The sequence below is a fragment of the Pseudomonas pharyngis genome, from assembly GCF_021602345.1.
GTDB classification, from domain to species: Bacteria; Pseudomonadota; Gammaproteobacteria; order Pseudomonadales; family Pseudomonadaceae; genus Aquipseudomonas; species Aquipseudomonas pharyngis.
The window spans coordinates 35982-55140 of sequence record NZ_BQID01000015.1; the positions used below are offsets into that span (position 1 = coordinate 35982).

Annotated in this window: 16 protein-coding genes; 8 read left to right on the forward strand and 8 right to left on the reverse strand. The window is 60.5% G+C overall.

What is annotated here, in order from left to right:
- Positions 1–94: 94 nt before the first annotated feature.
- Positions 95–619, forward strand: coding sequence for a DUF6586 family protein (locus L6D74_RS24655; protein WP_236190828.1), 525 nt, complete (start codon positions 95–97; stop codon positions 617–619).
- Positions 620–724: 105 nt separating this feature from the next.
- Positions 725–958, forward strand: a complete 234-nt coding sequence (locus L6D74_RS24660) for a hypothetical protein (protein WP_007953047.1) — start codon at positions 725–727, stop codon at positions 956–958.
- Between the two features lie 86 nt (positions 959–1044).
- On the opposite strand, the gene sulA is transcribed toward L6D74_RS24660, so the two are convergent.
- Together sulA and lexA are read right to left on the reverse strand one after the other, a co-directional pair.
- Positions 1045–1518, reverse strand: coding sequence for an SOS-induced cell division inhibitor SulA (sulA, locus tag L6D74_RS24665; protein ID WP_236190830.1), 474 nt, complete (start codon positions 1516–1518; stop codon positions 1045–1047).
- Positions 1519–1528: 10 nt separating this feature from the next.
- Positions 1529–2137 (reverse strand): transcriptional repressor LexA, encoded by a 609-nt coding sequence (lexA, locus tag L6D74_RS24670; RefSeq protein ID WP_007953044.1) that lies wholly within the window; start codon positions 2135–2137, stop codon positions 1529–1531.
- A gap of 230 nt (positions 2138–2367) precedes the next feature.
- Here lexA and psrA point away from each other — a divergent pair, with 230 nt between their 5' ends.
- The 3 genes from psrA (at position 2368) to L6D74_RS24685 (ending at position 4995) form a co-directional block, all read left to right on the forward strand.
- A complete protein-coding gene (psrA, locus tag L6D74_RS24675) occupies positions 2368–3075 on the forward strand; it encodes a transcriptional regulator PsrA (protein WP_085613122.1) in 708 nt (235 codons plus the stop codon).
- 170 nt (positions 3076–3245) lie between these two features.
- The gene (gene nagZ, locus L6D74_RS24680) at positions 3246–4244 is read left to right on the forward strand and encodes a beta-N-acetylhexosaminidase (protein WP_172829541.1); all 999 of its coding nucleotides are present in this window, start codon (positions 3246–3248) and stop codon (positions 4242–4244) included.
- A gap of 13 nt (positions 4245–4257) precedes the next feature.
- Positions 4258–4995 (forward strand): S-methyl-5'-thioinosine phosphorylase, encoded by a 738-nt coding sequence (locus L6D74_RS24685; protein WP_064598112.1) that lies wholly within the window; start codon positions 4258–4260, stop codon positions 4993–4995.
- A gap of 114 nt (positions 4996–5109) precedes the next feature.
- Here L6D74_RS24685 and L6D74_RS24690 read toward each other — a convergent pair whose 3' ends face one another.
- Genes L6D74_RS24690 through mfd form a run of 3 tightly spaced genes read right to left on the reverse strand, consistent with a single transcriptional unit; the run spans position 5110 to position 11838 of the window.
- Positions 5110–7800 (reverse strand): DEAD/DEAH box helicase, encoded by a 2691-nt coding sequence (locus tag L6D74_RS24690; protein WP_236190832.1) that lies wholly within the window; start codon positions 7798–7800, stop codon positions 5110–5112.
- A gap of 11 nt (positions 7801–7811) precedes the next feature.
- Positions 7812–8378, reverse strand: coding sequence for a CsiV family protein (locus tag L6D74_RS24695; RefSeq protein WP_064598109.1), 567 nt, complete (start codon positions 8376–8378; stop codon positions 7812–7814).
- Positions 8379–8388: 10 nt separating this feature from the next.
- Positions 8389–11838, reverse strand: coding sequence for a transcription-repair coupling factor (mfd, locus tag L6D74_RS24700; RefSeq protein ID WP_236190834.1), 3450 nt, complete (start codon positions 11836–11838; stop codon positions 8389–8391).
- Positions 11839–12192: 354 nt separating this feature from the next.
- On the opposite strand from mfd, the gene L6D74_RS24705 reads away from it, so the two are divergent.
- The gene (locus tag L6D74_RS24705; protein ID WP_039772791.1) at positions 12193–13656 is read left to right on the forward strand and encodes a glyceraldehyde-3-phosphate dehydrogenase; all 1464 of its coding nucleotides are present in this window, start codon (positions 12193–12195) and stop codon (positions 13654–13656) included.
- 65 nt (positions 13657–13721) lie between these two features.
- On the opposite strand, the gene tcuC is transcribed toward L6D74_RS24705, so the two are convergent.
- Positions 13722–15014: an MFS transporter gene (gene tcuC / locus L6D74_RS24710; protein ID WP_039772790.1), complete on the reverse strand. Its 1293-nt coding sequence runs from the start codon at positions 15012–15014 to the stop codon at positions 13722–13724.
- A 53-nt stretch (positions 15015–15067) separates the two neighbouring features.
- Here tcuC and L6D74_RS24715 point away from each other — a divergent pair, with 53 nt between their 5' ends.
- Complete coding sequence (locus tag L6D74_RS24715; RefSeq protein ID WP_236190836.1) at positions 15068–16117, forward strand: FAD:protein FMN transferase; 1050 nt, start codon at positions 15068–15070, stop codon at positions 16115–16117.
- 197 nt (positions 16118–16314) lie between these two features.
- Positions 16315–17709 carry a Si-specific NAD(P)(+) transhydrogenase gene (gene sthA / locus L6D74_RS24720; protein WP_007953019.1) on the forward strand — a complete coding sequence of 465 codons (1395 nt, stop codon included), beginning with the start codon at positions 16315–16317 and terminating at the stop codon, positions 17707–17709.
- Between the two features lie 42 nt (positions 17710–17751).
- Here sthA and L6D74_RS24725 read toward each other — a convergent pair whose 3' ends face one another.
- Positions 17752–18474 carry a glycerophosphodiester phosphodiesterase gene (locus L6D74_RS24725; RefSeq protein ID WP_064381085.1) on the reverse strand — a complete coding sequence of 241 codons (723 nt, stop codon included), beginning with the start codon at positions 18472–18474 and terminating at the stop codon, positions 17752–17754.
- Positions 18475–18488: 14 nt separating this feature from the next.
- Positions 18489–19070, reverse strand: a complete 582-nt coding sequence (locus L6D74_RS24730) for a PilZ domain-containing protein (protein WP_011335183.1) — start codon at positions 19068–19070, stop codon at positions 18489–18491.
- Positions 19071–19159: the final 89 nt, after the last annotated feature.

Consider the following 19159-nt stretch of genomic DNA (forward strand, 5'->3'; position numbering starts at 1 on the left):
CGGCCTTTTTGTTTAATGCTTGCGGTCGGATCGGCTGATCCACGACACTGTCCGGCCTGTGTGAAGCAATTATTTCGTTGTGGAGAGTGCCGACATGGCCAACGAACTCTATACCCGTACCAATCAGAAGATCTATTTCGCGGGTTTGTCGCTGGAAGCGCTGGCCAGGGCGGAAGAGGGGCGGGCGATGAACTCGCTGGCGCTGATTCAGGCCGGGCGCGAATCCGCATTGTTTCATCTCTATGGTGCGTTGTTGGGTTTGTGTCATGAAATTGCCGGTTTCTACCGTCTGCCGCAAGCCAATGCGGCGCGAGCGGAAGCCCTGCTGACCCGCGAAGTGCTGGAGTCGATCGCCATTCCAGAGTTGGCAGAGATGATTGAGCTGGCGGGCAATCCGGAGACCTGGCTGTCTAAGTTACTGGCCGCGCATTCGGCGTTGTTTCAGCCGCTACGCGTGCCACACAAGCCGAAGGGCGATGTGACGCAGCCATTGATTCAGGCAGTGAATCTGGATGAAGAAGAGGTGGTTGAAGAGTTGAGCCGTGAAGAGCTCGAGAGCTGGCGGCAGAACCTCAAGGGGCTGGCGCTCCGTTTCCGTGAAGGCTTGAGCGAGTGCTGAGGGGCGTGGGTTGGCGGCGACGAGAGGCGTGCTGCTGGTCAAGATCCCGAGCGAAGCCTGAATGATGTCTATATAATCCCTGCCTTTCGTGGAGATCAGACCTATATGCCAACGTCCTTTCTAGAAATTGTCGAGCTACCAGACGGCCGAATCGAACTGCGCAGGGCCGAGGACGAGGGTTCTCTGGTGACTCTGGATTTCTCCGAGGATGCCAAGGCGTTTTTGCAGGGCCAGCACGTTGAAATTGCCAAAGCGATGTTGAGCGTTGGCGTGCAAATGGCGGGGCGTATGGTTGAAGGCGAATTCGATAAAGATGAGGGGCCGCGGGTTCTTCATTGATTCGCTGTCTGTCAGCTACTGCTCCAGACCGGCTTCTCTATCCCTGGAGAAGCCCTGCGCTTAACGTGGCGCGCATTGTTGCTGAGTCACCCCAAACGAATGTTCAGGCTTTGAGCGTCTCCGGTGCGGGCGGCGCTGATCAGCTGTTGCCGTGATCCTGTGCTCAGTGGATTCAGCCACGTGACGACTGTGTGGCTGCGGCCCAGGCGTAATGCTTCGCAGGCCAGTTGCTGAGCGCTTTGGGCACCGCGCGGCTGTAACAGCAGGATGCGTTCGCGATTCAATCCAGCGTCCCGCAGCCAGGTCTGGGTCAGGCTGGCAGGCGGTGCAATCAGGGTCAGCCAGCGTGCGTCCTGATCCTCGCTCAGTTCGCGAAGAATCGGCGCCAGCAGGTTCAGGCAGTTTCCGGCCGCACCGCGCAGTGACAGCTCGCTGAACGCTTCAGGTTCGGTATTCCACGGACGCTCGACGACATCCTTGAGGATGGGGGCGATCGGTTGCGCCAGAAACGCTTCGAACAACGGCAGTTGTGTTTGCTGAGGTGCGTGTGGGAACTGCATAAAGCCTCCTTTAGCGGCGGATGACGCCGACACTCAAGCCTTCGATAACCAGTTCCTGGTCTTTCAGGTTGACTTCGATAGGGGCGAACTCGGGGTTTTCGGCAATCAGCCAGACTTTGCTGCCGTCACGCTTGAAGCGTTTGACGGTGACTTCGTCGCCGATCCGGGCAACCACGATCTGACCGTTGCGTGCCTCGCGGGTGGTGTGAACCGCCAGCAAGTCGCCGTCGAAAATACCGATGTCCTTCATGCTCATGCCGTGGACGCGCAACAGATAGTCGGCGCGCGGATGAAAGAAGGCCGGATTGATGTTGCAGGACTCCTCGATGTGTTGCTGAGCGAGAATCGGCGCGCCGGCAGCCACTCGACCGATGATCGGCAGCGTGGACTCGTCGACCTTGGCTTCGAAGCCAGGGATGCGAATGCCGCGAGAAGCGCCAGGAGTCATCTCGATCGCGCCTTTACGGGCGAGCGCCTTGAGGTGCTCTTCGGCCGCGTTGGGCGATTTGAAACCCAGTTCCTGAGCGATTTCCGCACGGGTCGGCGGGTAGCCGTTGTCTTCGAGGCAGCGTTTGATAAAGGCCAGAATCTCGGCTTGGCGTGGCGTCAGCTTAAGCATATTGATCGCTCTGTCTTTTTATACAGTGACTGGGATTATATACAGTGAAGCGGTCTTGGCAATCATCGTTTTTTGCCATGCCGCCGGACGGTCAGTGACGGCGCTGATTAATGTGGCGTCCTTGTTGTGGTTAAATAACTGACCGACCATTCCCAAAACGAACTGGCAGGCTTGACAAGGCATAGACTGAAACGTATGTTTCAAACAAGTGTTTGTCAGGCGGAGTAGCCATGGCCCAGTCGGAAACCGTTGAACGCATTCTTGATGCTGCAGAACAGCTGTTCGCGGAAAAAGGTTTCGCTGAAACCTCATTGCGTCTGATCACCAGCAAGGCAGGGGTCAACCTCGCTGCGGTGAACTATCACTTCGGCTCGAAGAAGGCGCTGATCCAGGCTGTTTTCTCGCGCTTCCTTGGTCCGTTCTGCATCAGCCTCGACAAAGAGCTGGAGCGCCGCCAGGCCAAGCCAGAGAACAAGCCTTCGCTCGAAGAGCTGCTGGAAATTCTCGTCGAGCAGGCGCTGGTGGTACAGCCACGCAGCGGCAACGATCTGTCGATCTTCATGCGTTTGCTCGGTTTGGCCTTCAGTCAGAGCCAGGGCCACTTGCGCCGTTATCTGGAAGACATGTACGGCAAGGTATTCCGCCGCTACATGTTGCTGGTAAATGAAGCTGCGCCGCGTATTCCTCCAATCGAACTGTTCTGGCGCGTGCACTTCATGCTCGGCGCTGCGGCGTTCAGCATGTCCGGGATCAAGGCCTTGCGTGCGATTGCCGAGACCGATTTCGGCGTCAACACCTCCATCGAGCAGGTGATGCGTCTGATGGTGCCGTTCCTGGCGGCCGGCATGCGTGCCGAAACCGGCGTCACGGACACGGCCATGGCCACAGCGCAGTTGCGTCCGCGCAGCAAATCCGCGCCGGTACCTGCCAAGGTTTGACCGTTCATGGGTGGGCGCGGCAGCTGACATCCGCTAAGCTAGCCGCCCATGTCGACTCTCGTTCTGAACCCGTTTCTCATTGAAATCACCGACCCGCCGGGCAATGTCCCTGGTGGTGATTTCGTGGGCGACGGGTTTTTCGTTTTCAAGGAATCTCTATGACTGCTGGCCTGCAAGGCTCGTTGATGGTGGACGTCGCCGGTACCTGGCTGACGGCCGAAGATCGCCAATTGTTGCGCCAGCCCGAAGTGGGCGGCCTGATCATCTTTGCCCGCAACATCGAGCATCCGCGCCAGGTGCGCGAGCTGAGCGCTGCGATCCGTGCCATTCGTCCGGACTTGCTGCTGGCGGTGGATCAGGAAGGCGGTCGCGTCCAGCGTCTGCGTCAGGGCTTCGTCCGTTTGCCAGCCATGCGCGCCATCGCTGATAACCCGAACGCCGAGTATCTGGCCGAGCAATGCGGCTGGATCATGGCCACCGAAGTGCTGGCAGTCGGACTCGACCTGAGCTTCGCGCCGGTGCTGGATCTGGATTACCAGCGCAGCGCCGTGGTCGGCACCCGCTCGTTTGAAGGTGACCCGGAGCGCGCCGCACTGCTCGCAGGCGCTTTCATCAAAGGCATGAACAGCGCGGGCATGGCCGCCACCGGCAAGCATTTCCCCGGCCATGGCTGGGCGGAAGCCGACTCCCACGTCGCGATCCCCAACGACGAGCGCAGCCTCGAAGAGATCCGCGCCAACGACCTGGTGCCGTTCGCCAGACTCAGCAAGCAACTGGCCGCGGTCATGCCGGCTCACGTGATTTATCCGCAAGTCGACACACAACCTGCCGGTTTCTCCCGGCGCTGGCTGCAGGACATCCTGCGTGGCGAGTTGCAGTTCGACGGCGTGATCTTCAGCGATGACCTGTCGATGGCCGGCGCGCACGTGGTCGGCGACGCCGCCAGCCGTATCGAAGCGGCACTCAGTGCCGGTTGCGACATGGGTCTGGTCTGCAACGACCGCGCAGCCGCCGAGCTGGCCCTGAGCGCCGCGCAGCGCATGAAGGTCAAGCCGTCGCCGCGCATCGCACGCATGCGCGGTCAGGCATTCGCCAATACCGAATACCGTCAGGATCCGCGCTGGCTGACCGCTGTCGGCGCGCTCAAAGACGCTCAACTGATCGATTAAGGATTTTTTCGCTATGACGGTTTACGCAATCATTGGCGGCACCGGCCTGACCCAGCTGGAAGGCCTGAGCATTCGTCAGTCGCTGGCGGTGGATACGCCTTATGGCGCGCCATCGGCCGAGGTCCAGATTGGCGAATACGCCGGCAAGGAAGTGCTGTTCCTCGCTCGTCACGGTCACCCGCATCGTTTCCCGCCGCACAAGGTCAACTACCGCGCCAACCTGTGGGCGTTGAAGCAGGCCGGAGCCGAAGCGATCATTGCGGTCAACGCCGTGGGTGGGATTCATCCAGCGATGGGCACCGGGCATTTCTGCGTGCCGCATCAGATCGTGGACTACACCAGTGGTCGCGAGCACACCTATTTCGCCGACGACCTGGAACATGTCACACACATCGACTTCAGCTTTCCCTACAGCGAACCGCTGCGTCAGCGACTGATTGCTGCATTGGCCGCGGAAGGGTGCGAGTACAGCGATCAAGGCGTTTATGCCTGCACTCAGGGCCCGCGTCTGGAAACCGTGGCCGAGATCGTGCGACTGGAGCGTGACGGCTGCGACATCGTCGGCATGACCGGCATGCCGGAAGCGGCGCTGGCTCGCGAGCTGGATCTGGATTACGCGTGTCTGTCGCTGGTGGTGAATCCGGCGGCGGGCAAGACCACGGAAGTGATCACCATGGCCGAGATCGAGCAGGCGTTGCACGACGGCATGGGCAAAGTGAAGTCGACGTTGGCGCGGGTGCTGAAGGGCTGAGTCTGGCTCGAAACCGAGTCGAGCCATTCGCGGGCAAGCCCGCTCCCACAGGTTAAGCGCTATCTCTGTGGGAGCGGGCTTGCCCGCGAATCGATCTGGTAGACGACAAAGACTTCAGCGCTTGTCGAATTTGTCCGGCAGCGGCGCAAACAGCGCCTCGATATCATCACTCTGCAATTTCCAGTCCCCGGCCTTGCGCCCATCCAGCACGCCGGCCGCCAGGTCGGATTTTTCCCGCTGCAAGTGTTGAATCTTCTCCTCGACCGTGCCCCGGGCAATCATCTTGTAGACGAACACCGGCTTCTCCTGGCCAATGCGATACGCGCGGTCGGTTGCCTGATTTTCGGTCGCCGGGTTCCACCACGGATCGTAGTGAATCACGGTGTCCGCTTCTGTCAGGTTTAGACCCACGCCGCCAGCCTTCAGGCTGATGAGAAAGATCTGACGCTTGCCGCTCTGGAATTCCTTCACCGGTGTACGCCGATCACGGGTCTGTCCCGTCAACAACGCATAGGCGACATTGCGTTTTTTCAGCTCGTCCTCGATCAGTGACAGCATCGAAGTGAACTGCGAGAACAGTAGAATCCGCCGTCCTTCCTCAAACAACTCCTCGAGCATTTCCATCAGACTGTCGAGCTTGCCCGACGTGCTGCCGCGAGCGGGCAGGGTGGCGTCATTGACCAGGCGCAAATCGCAACAGACCTGACGCAGCTTGAGCAACGCTTCAAGAATGATGATCTGACTGCGCGCCACGCCTTTACGGGTGATTTCGTCGCGAACCTTTTTATCCATGGCCAGGCGCATGGTTTCGTACACGTCGCGCTGCGCTTCGTTGAGCTCGACCCAATGAATGATTTCGGTTTTCGGCGGCAGCTCGGTCGCAACCTGTTCCTTGGTGCGGCGTAGCAGGAATGGTTTGATCCGACCGTTGAGGTGCTGAAGTCTGACTTCGCTCGCGCGTTTTTCAATCGGCACGCGGTAATCGGCGTTGAAGCTTTTGACGTCGCCGAGCCAGCCGGGCAGCAGAAAGTGAAACAGCGACCACAGTTCGCCCAAGTGATTCTCCAGCGGCGTCCCGCTCAGGCACAGGCGCTGACGCGCATTGAGTTCACGGGCAGCCTGGGCGGCTTTGCTGTTCGGGTTCTTGATGTACTGCGCTTCATCCAGCACCAGCACGTGCAGCGGCTGCTGGGCCAGACGTTCGACATCCTTGGGCAGCAGCGCATAGGTTGTGAGGATCAGGTCGTAATCGGCCAGATGCTCGAAATGCTTTTTGCGGCTTGCGCCGTACAGGGCGACCACCTTGAGCTGCGGCGTGAAGTGCGCTGCTTCGTCCAGCCAGTTGGGAATCAGGCTGGTAGGCATCACCACCATGCACGGCCGATCCAGGCGTCCGGCGTTCTTCTCGCTGAGAATATGCGCCAGTGTCTGTAGGGTTTTACCCAGCCCCATGTCGTCCGCGAGAATCCCGCCGACCTCAAGTTGCCGCAGCGACTGCATCCAGCTCAAGCCTTCGAGCTGATAAGGACGAAGCGTCGCATTCAGTCCCTTCGGTGCTTTGGCGCTGTAATCGCGGATATCACGCAAGCGCTGGGCGAAGCTGCGAATCTGCTCGCCACCCTCCCAGAGCAGGGGAATGCCTTCCAGCGAATTCAGGCGCGTGGCGTCGGCCTTGCTCAGGCGCAGGGTGGTTTCGCCCGGTTCCTGCAAATAAAACTCGCCCAAGGTCGCCAACACCGGTTTCAGCCGGCCGAGGGGCAGGGCGACTTGCAGCGGCCCGTGCTCGCTGTTGCGTTGCGGGATGTTCACCAGAATCAGTTCATCGTCGCGACGTCGGGCGAGACGTTCCGGATTGAGGATTTCCGTGTGCGAACGCATCAGGTTGAGCAGGATCGGCAGCAGGCTCAGGCGCTCACCGTTAACGATGATCCCCAGCTCCAGATCGAACCAGTCGCGCTCCGGCGTCTGCTCGACGGTGGCGTACCAATCGTCAACGGCGGTCAGGTCGAAGCCGAACTCATCGTCGACCAGCAACTCCCAGCCCTGGGTGCGCAGTTTCGGCAGATCGTTGAGGGTGAACGTCAGCCAGGCGCTGTCGTTGACCATCTCGTAGAGTTCGCCGGCGCTTTCCGGCAGGGCCTTGCTCTGCCGGGTGGCGATGCGGAAACCGAGAATTCGCAGCTGCTCGCGGTAGCTTTGCTCGACGTCCGGATGGCGCTTGACCCGCAGGGTCTGCGCTTCCTGGCGAATCAGAATGTCGCTGTTCTTCTGGCCGCTGACGTATTCGTCGAGGTAACTGAAGGACAGCGCCGCACGATGCTGGATGTAACGCTGCATCTTGCCGTTGCGCGGTTCGAACGCGCTGAATTCGACGCTGGCCAGCCACAAACGCGGCACCGGTTGCACGTTGTCCACCAGCACTTGCGGCGGCGCTTTCGGGCTGCGGTTTTCCAGCACAGCCTGGAGTTTTTCCAGAAGTTCGGCGTCTTTGGCAGCGGCGGGGTATTCGAGGGTTTCCTGCACTTGCAGCAACACCGCCGCGCAATGTTTGCAGTTGCTGTGTACCGGGCAGGTGCAGGTAGCGTCGACCATCAGCAGCGTGCCTTTGGCTGACTCGCGCAGGTGAATCGTCTGACGGTAGACGTTACCGCCAGAGCCTTCGCAACTGGCGGTTATGGTCGCGTCGCCGACCTGCACGAATCGCACCCGGTTTTCCAGTGCGTAGCGGCGGCCGCGCTCCAGGCTTTGTTCCTTGAATCGGCTGACCCAGGAGGAGGCCAGCGGTTTACTCAGTGGCGGGGGCATAAGGACTTCGATCAGTCCGGAACGACTTCAGGCGCTTCCCGAGGCGCGGGCGCCGTCAGTGAAGTGATCTTGATCAGCAGGGCCAGGTGGCCGTTATCGAGGTAGTTGAGTTGGCCGTTTTTGGTGTGGCTGTCCTGTTTCAGGCGCTCGCTGGCGGTGACCATGCCGTTGGCGTCGATCTGGTTGACCCAGAAGTCGGCGTTCACGTCGGTGAAGCGCCCGAGCTTCATTTCAATCGTGCCTTCGATTGGGAACTGGCCGAACTGCTCCTGACCTTCGCTGACCGCAACTTTGGCAGGCGTCTCGCCCAGGGTCTGCTGCCAGGCCTTATGCATCAGCACGCTGTACTCGCCGCTGGCGGTGAGTTTGGTCACAACGTCGTTCAGCGCCGGCGTGCGTTTGCTGTCATCTCCCAGCCGCTGGGCGCCTGCCGCCCAGTCTTCCGGTGCGGCGCGGCTGATAATCGCCGGCACGGCGTTCTGGCGTACCAGAATCATTTCGACCTGATAAAGGTCATCGGCAAACGCCGTAGGTGCCACCAGAGTCAGTAGCAAAGTCAGAGAGCGAAACAGGCGCATGCGGCGTCCTTCAAGCAGTTTTCGGGATGAGGCGCTCGAACAGCGCCTCCACAGTATTAAAGCGCTCTTCCGGGCGCTCCATCGGCACCTGGAACTTGAACATCGTGGCGCCTTCGAACTTGTAGCGTTTTGGCTGGCTCTGGATCAGTTTGATCAGGGTCATCGGGTCGACCGGCGTCTGCGCCGCGAACTCGATGCGTCCGCCTTGCGGGCCGCCATCGACTTTCTTGATGCCCAACTGTTCGGCCTGCAATTTCAGCGCCGTGATGCGCACCAGATTCTTGGTCGGCTCCGGCAGCAGACCGAAGCGGTCGATCATCTCCACTTGCAGATCCTTCAGGCCTTCCTCGTCGGTGGCCGAAGCGATGCGCTTGTACAGGATCAGGCGGGCGTGCACGTCCGGCAGGTAATCTTCCGGAATCAGCGCCGGCACCCGCAGGTTGACTTCCGGGCCACCGCCGAGCGGTTGGTCGAGGTTGGGCTGTTCACCCTTGCGGATCGACTTCACCGCGCGCTCGAGCATTTCCATGTACAGGGTGAAACCGACGGCCTGAATCTGACCGCTCTGGCCGTCGCCCAGCAGCTCGCCGGCACCACGGATTTCCAGGTCGTTGGTGGCCAGCACGAAGCCAGCGCCCAGATCCTGAGTATTGGCAATCGCCTCCAGACGTTTTTCCGCATCGCCGGTGATCTGCTGGCGCGGTGGGGTCAGCAGGTAGGCGTAAGCCTGGTGGTGGCTACGCCCAACGCGGCCGCGCAACTGGTGCAACTGCGCCAGACCGAACTTGTCGGCACGCTCGATGATGATGGTGTTGGCGCTCGGCACGTCGATGCCCGTCTCGATGATGGTCGAGGCGATCAACACGTTGAAGCGCTTGTGGTAGAAGTCGCTCATCACCTGTTCGAGCTCGCGTTCGCGCATCTGCCCGTGGCCGATGCCGATTCGCGCTTCCGGCACCAGTTCGGCCAGGTCGGCGGCGCATTTCTCGATGGTTTTCACGTCGTTGTGCAGGTAATAGACCTGACCGCCACGCAGCAACTCACGCAGCAGGGCTTCTTTGACCGTGCTCTTGTTCTGCTCCATGACGAAGGTGCGCACCGACAGGCGTCGCGCCGGTGGTGTGGCGATGATCGACAGGTCGCGCATGCCCGACACCGCCATGTTCAGCGTGCGCGGAATTGGCGTGGCGGTCAGCGTAAGAATGTCGACTTCGCTGCGCAGAGCCTTGAGCTGTTCCTTCTGACGGACACCGAAACGGTGCTCTTCGTCGATGATCACCAGCCCGAGGTTTTTGATCTTGACGTCGTCCTGCAGCAGCTTGTGAGTGCCGATCACGATATCGATATTGCCTTCGGCCAACTGAGCGACTGCAGCGTTCACTTCCTTGGCCGACTTGAAGCGGCTCATCACTTCCACGGTCACCGGCCAGTCGGCGAAGCGGTCGCGGAAGCTGTTGTAGTGCTGCTGGGCGAGCAGGGTGGTCGGCACGAGGATCGCCACTTGCTTGCCGCCGTGCACGGCGATGAACGCGGCGCGCATTGCGACTTCGGTCTTGCCGAAACCCACATCGCCGCAGACCAGTCGATCCATCGGCTTCGGCGCGAGCATGTCTTCGCGCACGGCTTCGATGGTGGATTGCTGGTCCGGGGTTTCTTCGAACGGGAAACCGGCGCTGAACGTCGCGTAATCGGCCTTCGGATCGGCAAACGCATAACCTTCGCGGGCGGCGCGACGGGCGTAGATGTCGAGTAATTCGGCAGCCACGTCGCGGACCTGTTCAGCGGCCTTGCGCTTGGCTTTCTGCCAGGTCTCGGAGCCGAGGCGGTGCAGCGGGGCCAGTGCGTCGTCGCTGCCGGTGTAACGGGCGATCAAATGCAGGTTGGCCACCGGCACGTAGAGCTTGGCGTTCTCGGCGTATTCGAGGGTCAGGAATTCGGCAGCCTGATTGTCGATTTCCAGAATCGTCAGGCCGAGATAACGACCGACACCATGGTCGATGTGCACCACCGGCGCGCCTTCGCGCAGCTCGGTGAGGTTCTTGATCACCGCATCGTTGTTGGCATCGGCGCGCTTTTCGCGACGGCGACGCTGCATCACGCGCTGGCCGAACAGCGGACTTTCCGCGACCAGTGCCAGGGCCGGCTCGTCCAGCATCAGGCCTTCGTCGAGCGGGGCGATGGTGATCGCCAGACGATCCTTGCTCGCGACAAAGTCCGGCCAGCTATCGACGGTTTTCGGGCGCAGCTTCAGGCGTTCGAGCAATTCCAGCAGTACTTCGCGACGACCTGCGGATTCGGCGGTGAACAGCACGCGCCCCGGGAATTCGTCGAGGAAGGCGGAAAGCGCGGCCAGTGGTTGCGTGGCCTTGGCCTCGATCGCCAGGTTCGGCAATGCCTGCGCCGGGAAGCGCTCGCGGCCGACGCCAGTTTCCACGTCCTGCTGGCTGGCGACCACGCGCGGCCAGTTCTTCAGGCGGGCGAAGCAGTCTTCCACCGGCAGGAACAGTTCGGCCGGCGGCAATAAAGGACGGGATGGATCGACGCGACGCTCTTCATAACGGTTGCGCACATCGTTCCAGAAGTTTTCCGCCGCCTGCTCGATGCCCGGCAGCGAGAACACTTGAGTGTCCTGTGGCAGGTAATCGAACAGGGTCGAGGTTTCTTCGAAGAACAGCGGCAGGTAGTACTCAATACCGGCCGGCGTGATGCCGCTGCTCAGGTCCTGGAAGATCGGGCAGCGGCGGAAATCGACGTCGAAGCGCTCGCGAAAGCGCGCCTTGAAGCGGGTGACCGCCTCTTTTTGCAGTGGGAATTCCTTGGCCGGCAGCAGCTTGACCGAATCGACCTTTTCAATGGAACGCTGGTTTTCCGGGTCGAAAGTGCGCAGGGTTTCGATTTCGTCGTCGAACAAGTCGATGCGATAGGGCAGTTTGCTGCCCATCGGGAACAGGTCGATCAGTGCACCGCGGACCGTGAACTCGCCGTGCTCGTAGACGGTGTCGACGTAGCGATAGCCGCTGGCTTCGAGCCGCGAGCGCATCTGCTCGACATCGAGTTTCTGCCCGACATCCAGCACCAGGCTGCTGCCGAGCAGGAATTTGGTCGGCGCCAGACGATGCAGGGCGGTGGTGATCGGCACCACCAGCACGCCATGTTCCAGCTCCGGCAGCCTATAAAGGCTGGCGATGCGCTGGGAAATAATGTCCTGGTGCGGCGAAAACAGATCGTAGGGCAGGGTTTCCCAGTCCGGGAAATGCAGCACCGGCAAATCCGGGGCGAAGAAACTCAGCTCCTGTTCCAGCCGTTCGGCACTCTGGCTGTCGGCGGTCAAAAGCAGCGTGAAGCGCTTGGCAGCGCTGGCAGCCTCGGCGATCGCCAGGCTCAGGGCGGCACCGGGGAGGTTGCCCCAGTGCTGTTTACCTGCCGCAGCAGGGAGAAGCGGTAGACGCAGAACAGGCACGGAAGGTTGAGCTCCAGGCGTTGCGACAAAGTCGGTAATTGTAGCGGCGTCCGGTGCCGCCTGTCAGTTGCAGGATGCGTCTATCTGCACCGTTTGGGAAAAATGTAGTGGTAACCATAAAAACCAGCGCTTTTTTTACGGTTATGTAGTGCCAAAAGTTGGTGGTGTTACGGAGGGTTACAGACATCGTCTAACAGTCGTCGAAAAACTGACTGCGCTGGAAGCCCCGTATTTACTGGGCTGGCGGAGGGCGTTATTTTTTTGGACGGGTTTTTGTTACCGATTGCGCGACAGGCGCGCATTGCTACAAGAGGTTCTCGGCGGCATAATGTAGCCCCTTTTTTCTGCCCCTACATGTGGAAGGTTACCGTGACTCAGAAGCCCGACCAGTGTCTTGGTGAATGGATCGACCGTGAAGCACTCGCAGAAGCGATGATTCCGCTTATCGGTCAGCTCTACCGCAACAACAACGTGGTGAGCTCGATCTATGGCCGCAGCCTGATCAACCAGTCTGTCATCGCGATTCTCAAAGCTCACCGCTTTGCTCGCCACCGTTCTGCCGACGACAGCGAACTCTCCGTCCACGAAACATTCCCACTGCTCAAGGCCATGAGCGAGCTCAAGCTCGGCGCGGCCTCGGTAGATCTGGGCAAGCTGGCGTACAAATTCCGCAACGAAGGCAACGGCCGCACCGCCGAGCAGTTCGTGCGTGAAGAAATGGCTGACGTGGTTGGCCAGCAAAACGCTTCGGCCCGCAAAGGCACCGACGTTGTGCTGTACGGCTTCGGTCGTATCGGCCGTCTGCTGGCGCGTATCCTGATCGAAAAAACCGGTGGCGGCGACGGCCTGCGTCTGCGTGCCATCGTGGTGCGCAAGGGCGCCGAAAATGACCTGACCAAACGCGCCAGCCTGCTGCGTCGCGATTCGGTACACGGTTCGTTCAACGGCACCATCACCATCGACGAAGAAAACAACACCATCACCGCCAACGGCAACCTGATCCAGGTTATCTACGCGAAGAACCCTACCGAAGTGGACTACACCCAGTACGGCATCAAAGATGCGCTGCTGGTGGACAACACCGGTGTATGGCGTGATGCCGATGGCCTGGGTCAGCACCTGGCGTGCCCGGGTATCGACCGCGTTGTTCTGACCGCGCCTGGCAAGGGCAAGCTGAAGAACATCGTTCACGGTATCAACCACAACGAAATCACTGCTGACGACAAGATCGTGTCCGCCGCTTCCTGCACCACCAACGCCATCGTGCCGGTGCTGAAAGCCGTGAATGACAAGTTCGGCATCATCAACGGTCACGTCGAAACCGTTCACTCGTACACCAACGACCAGAACCTGATCGACAACTTCCACAAGGGCGATCGCCGTGGCCGTAGCGCCGCGCTGAACATGGTGATCACCGAGACCGGTGCCGCCACCGCTGCAGCCAAGGCCCTGCCTGAGCTGGCCGGCAAGCTGACCGGTAACGCGATCCGCGTTCCGACGCCGAACGTGTCCATGGCCATTCTCAACCTGAACCTTGAGAAAGCCGCCTCCCGTGAAGAGATGAACGAGTACCTGCGCTACATGGCGCTGCACTCCGATCTGCACAAGCAAATCGACTTCGTCAATTCGCAGGAAGTGGTTTCGACCGACTTCGTTGGCTCGCGCCACGCCGGTGTGGTCGACGCTGAAGCGACCATCGTTCAGGACAACCGCGTTGTTCTGTACGTCTGGTACGACAACGAGTTCGGCTACAGCTGCCAGGTGGTTCGCGTGATGGAAGACATGGCCGGTGTAAACCCGCCAGCGTTCCCGCGCTAAGCCTTAGCTGCAATTGAAAACGCCCCGACTCTGGTCGGGGCGTTTTTGTTTGCGCGCGATTTGTTTCAGCGGGGGATGGCGGCTTGGGCCGTGCGCAGTTCGTGCCTGTTGCCACGGAACAGCACCAGCGTGGCGATCAGGCCCAGCACCGCTGCGCCACTGAGCCAGATTCCCGGTGCCGCCTTGTTGTCCAGCACATGAATCAGATAAGTGCAGGCCGCCGGGGTAAAGCCACCAAAGGTGGCGGTCGCCAGGCTGTAGGCCAGCGAGAAGCCAGTCGTACGAACTTCTACCGGCATGATTTCGGTGAGTGCCACCACCATTGCCCCGTTGTACGAGCCGTACAGGAAGGACAGCCACAGCTCGACGATCAGCAAATGGCTGAAGCTCGGATTCGCCACCAGCCACGACAGCGCCGGGTAAGCGGTCAGGATCGCCAGAATCGTCGCCGCCAGCAGTAGGGGTTTACGCCCGACCTTGTCAGACACCGCGCCCATCACCGGCAACCAGAAGAAGTTCGACAGACCGATGCACACGGTCACCAGCAACGCATCGAAGTCCGACAGGTGCAGTTCCGCCTTGCCGAACGTCGGTGTGTAGGCCGTGATCAGGTAGAACGATACCGTGGTCATGACCACCAGCGCCATGCCGGCGATGACGATGCCGAAGTTCTGACCGATCGAACGGATGATTTCCTGCAAGGTAGGGCGATGTTTGCGCGCCTGGAACTCCGGGGTTTCCTCCAGCGAGCGGCGGATGACGAAAATCACCGGGACGATCATGCAGCCGATCAGGAACGGCACGCGCCAGCCCCAGTCGCCCATCTGTTCCGGGCTCAGCCAGTGGTTGAGGCCGACCCCGAGCAGGCCGGCGAATACCACCGCCGCCTGCTGGCTGGCGGACTGCCAACTGACGAAAAAGCCCTTGCGGCCCGGTGTGGCGATTTCCGCCAGATACACCGACACACCGCCCAATTCGACGCCGGCCGAGAAACCTTGCAGCAATCGCCCGAACAGCACGATCAGCGGTGCAGCGACGCCAAGGGTGGCGTAGCCCGGCACGCAGGCAATCAGCACGGTGCCGGCTGCCATCATGGCCAGCGTGATGATCAGGCCCTGGCGCCGGCCGTGTCGGTCGATGTAGGCACCGAGAAAAATCGCCCCCAACGGACGCATCAGGAAGCCGGCGCCGAAAGTGGCCAGGGAAAGCATCAGGGACGCGAAGGCGCTGTCGGTAGGGAAGAAGGTCTTGGCAATGGCCGTGGCATAGAAGCCGTAGACCATAAAGTCGAACATCTCGAGAAAGTTGCCGCTGACAACGCGAAAAATCGCCTTGCCTTTGCCGGTCGTGGAAGACATGGGTAGGTACTCGCTCTAAATCTTGTAAGAAAGCGTTGCGCTCGTAGCCCATAATGGCCGGCGCGGTTTTGCGGGGAGATGAAGAATTGTTAACTGGACGCTGGGTGATTCTCGTGCTGCTGACCGGGTTTTTGTCCGGCTGCGGCAACGGTGATTCCCTGGAGACTTTCGGCGGCCCGACGATGGGCAGCACCTATTCGATCAAGTACGTGCGCCACGCCAATCTGCCTGCGCCGCAGGAGGTGCGTGTCGAAGTGGAAAAAATACTCGCGGATTTCGACTGGCAGATGTCGACTTACCGCGCAGACTCCGACATCTCGCGCTTCAACGCATTGCCGGCTGATCGCTGTCAGGTCATGCCCGCGCCGGTCCTTGAATTGATCCGCGTGGGCGAGCAGCTGTCGCAACAAAGCGAAGGCTCCTACGACCTCACCGTCGAACCGCTGATGAATTTGTGGGGTTTCGGCCCGCAGGGGCGTGAAGAAAAAGTCCCTGATACGGCGGCGCTGGCCGAAGTGCGGCAGCGCGTCGGTCATCAGCACCTGCGTATCGACGGTGACCGGTTGTGCAAGGACGCGGCGGTCGAGGTGGATTTCAACAGCATCGCCGCCGGTTACGCGGTCGACACCATTGCCGCGCGGCTCCAGGCTCTGGGCATACATGATTACCTTGCCGAAGCCACCGGCGAGCTCAAGGCATCCGGCAAAAAGCTTGATGGTTCGCCATGGCGTATCGCTCTGGAAGAACCGCGCGACGATCAGCAGGTTGCAGAGCGCGTCATCAATGTCGATGGCTACGGCCTCTCCACGTCCGGCGACTACCGCAACTATTTTCAGCAGGATGGCCGGCGTTATTCCCACACCTTCGATGCCCGCACCGGTGCGCCCGTCCTACACGATCTGGCGTCGGTCACGGTGATTCATCCTTCAGCGCTGATGGCCGATGGACTATCGACGCTGTTGCTGATTCTCGGGCCTGAAAGGGCTTGGGACTATGCCGAAAAACACGACATTGGTGCATTCTTTGTGATTCGTGCCGATACAGGTTTCGTCACACGCACCAGTCACGCTTTCGAGCGGCTCAGTGGCGCAAAAATTGACTGAGAACAGTACGAAAGCTGGCGTTGTAGTGCATGCAAAAGTAGCCTACGACGCGACCAAGGGTTAATGTGCGCGGCGTTGACGCTTCTATAGACTGTGTCCGGGTTTTCTACTGGCCCCCAATTGTTCCTTCGCGCCGTCGTTCGGCGTGATTTAGCCGCCGGTGCTGCTGGCACCGCGGCCTGTTCTGAGGAGTACGCATGGCTGTCTACAACTACGACGTGGTGGTGCTGGGTTCCGGCCCGGCGGGAGAAGGCGCGGCAATGAACGCCGCCAAAGCAGGGCGCAAGGTGGCGATGGTCGACAGCCGTCGCCAGGTCGGCGGCAACTGCACCCACCTGGGCACCATCCCGTCCAAGGCCCTGCGTCACTCGGTGCGGCAGATCATGCAGTTCAACACCAACCCGATGTTCCGTGCGATCGGCGAGCCGCGCTGGTTCTCCTTCCCGGACGTGTTGAAAAGCGCCGAGAAAGTCATTTCCAAACAAGTTGCTTCGCGTACCGGCTACTACGCCCGTAACCGCGTCGACGTATTCTTCGGCACCGGCAGCTTCGCCGACGAGCAAACCATCGAAGTGGTCTGCGCCAACGGCGTGGTCGAGAAACTGGTGGCCAAGCACATCATCATCGCCACCGGTTCGCGTCCTTATCGCCCGGCGGACATCGATTTCCATCACCCGCGTATCTACGATAGCGACACCATCCTCAGCCTCGGTCACACCCCGCGCAAACTGATCGTTTACGGCGCCGGCGTGATCGGTTGCGAATACGCCTCGATCTTCAGCGGTCTGGGCGTGCTGGTCGAGTTGGTGGACAACCGCGGTCAGCTGCTGAGCTTCCTCGACTCGGAAATCTCCCAGGCGTTGAGCTACCACTTCAGCAACAACAACATCACCGTACGTCACAACGAAGAGTATGACCGCGTCGAAGGCGTGGACAACGGCGTGATCCTGCACCTGAAGTCCGGCAAGAAGATCAAGGCCGACGCCTTGCTCTGGTGCAACGGCCGTACCGGCAACACCGATCAGTTGGGTCTGGAAAACATCGGGGTCAAGGTCAACAGTCGTGGCCAGATCGAAGTCGACGAGAACTACCGCACTTGCGTGCAGAATATCTACGGCGCCGGTGACGTGATCGGCTGGCCGAGCCTGGCCAGTGCCGCCCACGACCAGGGCCGTTCGGCCGCTGGCAGCATCGTCGACAATGGCAGCTGGCGTTTCGTGAATGACGTGCCGACCGGCATCTACACCATTCCGGAGATCAGCTCGATCGGCAAGAACGAGCAGGAGCTGACCCAGGCCAAAGTGCCGTACGAAGTGGGCAAGGCGTTCTTCAAGAGCATGGCGCGGGCACAGATCGCCGGCGAGCCGCAAGGCATGCTGAAGATCCTGTTCCACCGTGAAACCCTCGAAGTGCTGGGCGTTCACTGCTTCGGTTATCAGGCGTCGGAGATCGTGCACATCGGTCAGGCGATCATGAACCAGCCGGGCGAGCTGAATACCCTGAAGTACTTCGTCAACACGACGTTCAACTACCCGACCATGGCCGAAGCCTATCGGGTAGCGGCGTACGACGGCCTCAACCGGCTTTTTTGACGGGCTCCGGCCGGTGGCCTGAGCCGGCCGGGGAGACCGATTTCAGCCATTCCCGAGGGTGGCAGTGGCCAAACCGGGAAAGTCTGTAATCAGGCTGTCAACGCCGAAGTCGGCGAGTCTGCGCATCAGCGCAGGCTCGTTGACGGTCCACACCGACACATGCAGCCCCTGACGCTGCGCCTTTTGCAGGCGTTCAGGCGTACACAGCGTCCAGTTCAACGCCAGAATCTCGCAACCGTAACTTTGCGCGACCTTCAACGGATCGAGCCAGGCATATTCGGCCACCAGGCCGCGTGAGACGTCGGGCACCAGATCCAGCGCAGCCTTCAATACTTCCCGCGAACTCGAGGTGATCGTCACCTTGTCGAGCAGCCCGTGTCTGACTGCCATTTCACGGATCGCCAGCACGGTGGTCGCGGCGCGGGTGCGAGAAGCGCTTTTGACTTCCAGCTGCCAGTGCTCGAAATCACACTTTTCGAACAGTTCTTCCAGCGTTGGAATCGGGCATGGCTTGATCCAGCCCGGACCGCCCTTGCGCGCGTCGTAGGTCACCAGCTCGGCGGCGGTGTGCTCGACCACCTTGCCGCGCCGGTCGGTGGTGCGCTTGAGGGTCGGGTCGTGGATGACCATCAGCTCGCCGTCCTTGGACAGGTGCAGGTCCAGCTCGCAACGGCGAACGCCGTGCTTGAGACATTCCTGAAAACTGCTCAGGGTGTTTTCCGGTGCTTCGCCCTTGGCGCCGCGGTGGCCGTAGATAAGGGTCACGGTTCTTCCTTAATTTAGATGCCTGATTCGTTCTGTTCGCGGGCCAGGCGTCGTTCCTGGGCCTGCTTCTGCAAGATATAGCGGGCGAGCAACTGGCGCTGGGCGTCGGTCAGGTGTTCGAACTCGGTGCCGACGTCGTAGCCGTCGCCCTTGCGGTCGCAATGGGTCACGCGGGCACGCAACAACAGGCCAAGCGCCTGAGGCATCAGCACCAGTTTTACCGACAGGTGGGCGCCGCTGGCGATCGGGGTAGGGTGCTGAAAGTCGATGCCGCCCTCGGAGATGATCACCGGTTGCGGCTCGCCGATATGGCCGAGCACGGTCAGGGCGACCACCTGGCTGAGCAGGTCGATGCGTTTGTTCTGGGATTTCAGGAACGCCGCGATGGCGCGGTCGCGTTCACTGATCTGGCGCAGCAGGTGCTGCGACTCGAATTCGCTCAGGTGCAGTTCGCTGAGCAGGTTGAACAGTGGAGAAGCATCCTGCAACACTTCCTGGCCTGCGGCTTCGGGAGCGGACAGGGGCCGAATTTCCAGTGCGATCGTGTCCTCGATACGGTAGTATTCGCGGCGATCTTCTTCATCTAATGTCGACATGGCGAACCCATGGTAGCGGCGGTGGTCTGAGTGTAAAGCTGGTTATCGACCCCCGCCACAAGGACGTTCCTTTTCCCTCCGAACAAGCC

What these genes read in the sequence shown, in the direction of transcription:
- sulA (WP_236190830.1), bottom strand. Translation starts at nt 1,518, where the DNA reads ATGCAGTTCCCACACGCACCTCAGCAAACACAACTGCCGTTGTTCGAA.
- L6D74_RS24660 (WP_007953047.1), top strand. Translation starts at nt 725, where the DNA reads ATGCCAACGTCCTTTCTAGAAATTGTCGAGCTACCAGACGGCCGAATC.
- L6D74_RS24685 (WP_064598112.1), top strand. Translation starts at nt 4,258, where the DNA reads ATGACGGTTTACGCAATCATTGGCGGCACCGGCCTGACCCAGCTGGAA.
- L6D74_RS24705 (WP_039772791.1), top strand. Translation starts at nt 12,193, where the DNA reads ATGTGGAAGGTTACCGTGACTCAGAAGCCCGACCAGTGTCTTGGTGAA.
- lexA (WP_007953044.1), bottom strand. Translation starts at nt 2,137, where the DNA reads ATGCTTAAGCTGACGCCACGCCAAGCCGAGATTCTGGCCTTTATCAAA.
- L6D74_RS24655 (WP_236190828.1), top strand. Translation starts at nt 95, where the DNA reads ATGGCCAACGAACTCTATACCCGTACCAATCAGAAGATCTATTTCGCG.
- tcuC (WP_039772790.1), bottom strand. Translation starts at nt 15,014, where the DNA reads ATGTCTTCCACGACCGGCAAAGGCAAGGCGATTTTTCGCGTTGTCAGC.
- sthA (WP_007953019.1), top strand. Translation starts at nt 16,315, where the DNA reads ATGGCTGTCTACAACTACGACGTGGTGGTGCTGGGTTCCGGCCCGGCG.
- L6D74_RS24690 (WP_236190832.1), bottom strand. Translation starts at nt 7,800, where the DNA reads ATGCCCCCGCCACTGAGTAAACCGCTGGCCTCCTCCTGGGTCAGCCGA.
- L6D74_RS24695 (WP_064598109.1), bottom strand. Translation starts at nt 8,378, where the DNA reads ATGCGCCTGTTTCGCTCTCTGACTTTGCTACTGACTCTGGTGGCACCT.
- psrA (WP_085613122.1), top strand. Translation starts at nt 2,368, where the DNA reads ATGGCCCAGTCGGAAACCGTTGAACGCATTCTTGATGCTGCAGAACAG.
- L6D74_RS24730 (WP_011335183.1), bottom strand. Translation starts at nt 19,070, where the DNA reads ATGTCGACATTAGATGAAGAAGATCGCCGCGAATACTACCGTATCGAG.
- L6D74_RS24715 (WP_236190836.1), top strand. Translation starts at nt 15,068, where the DNA reads ATGGCCGGCGCGGTTTTGCGGGGAGATGAAGAATTGTTAACTGGACGC.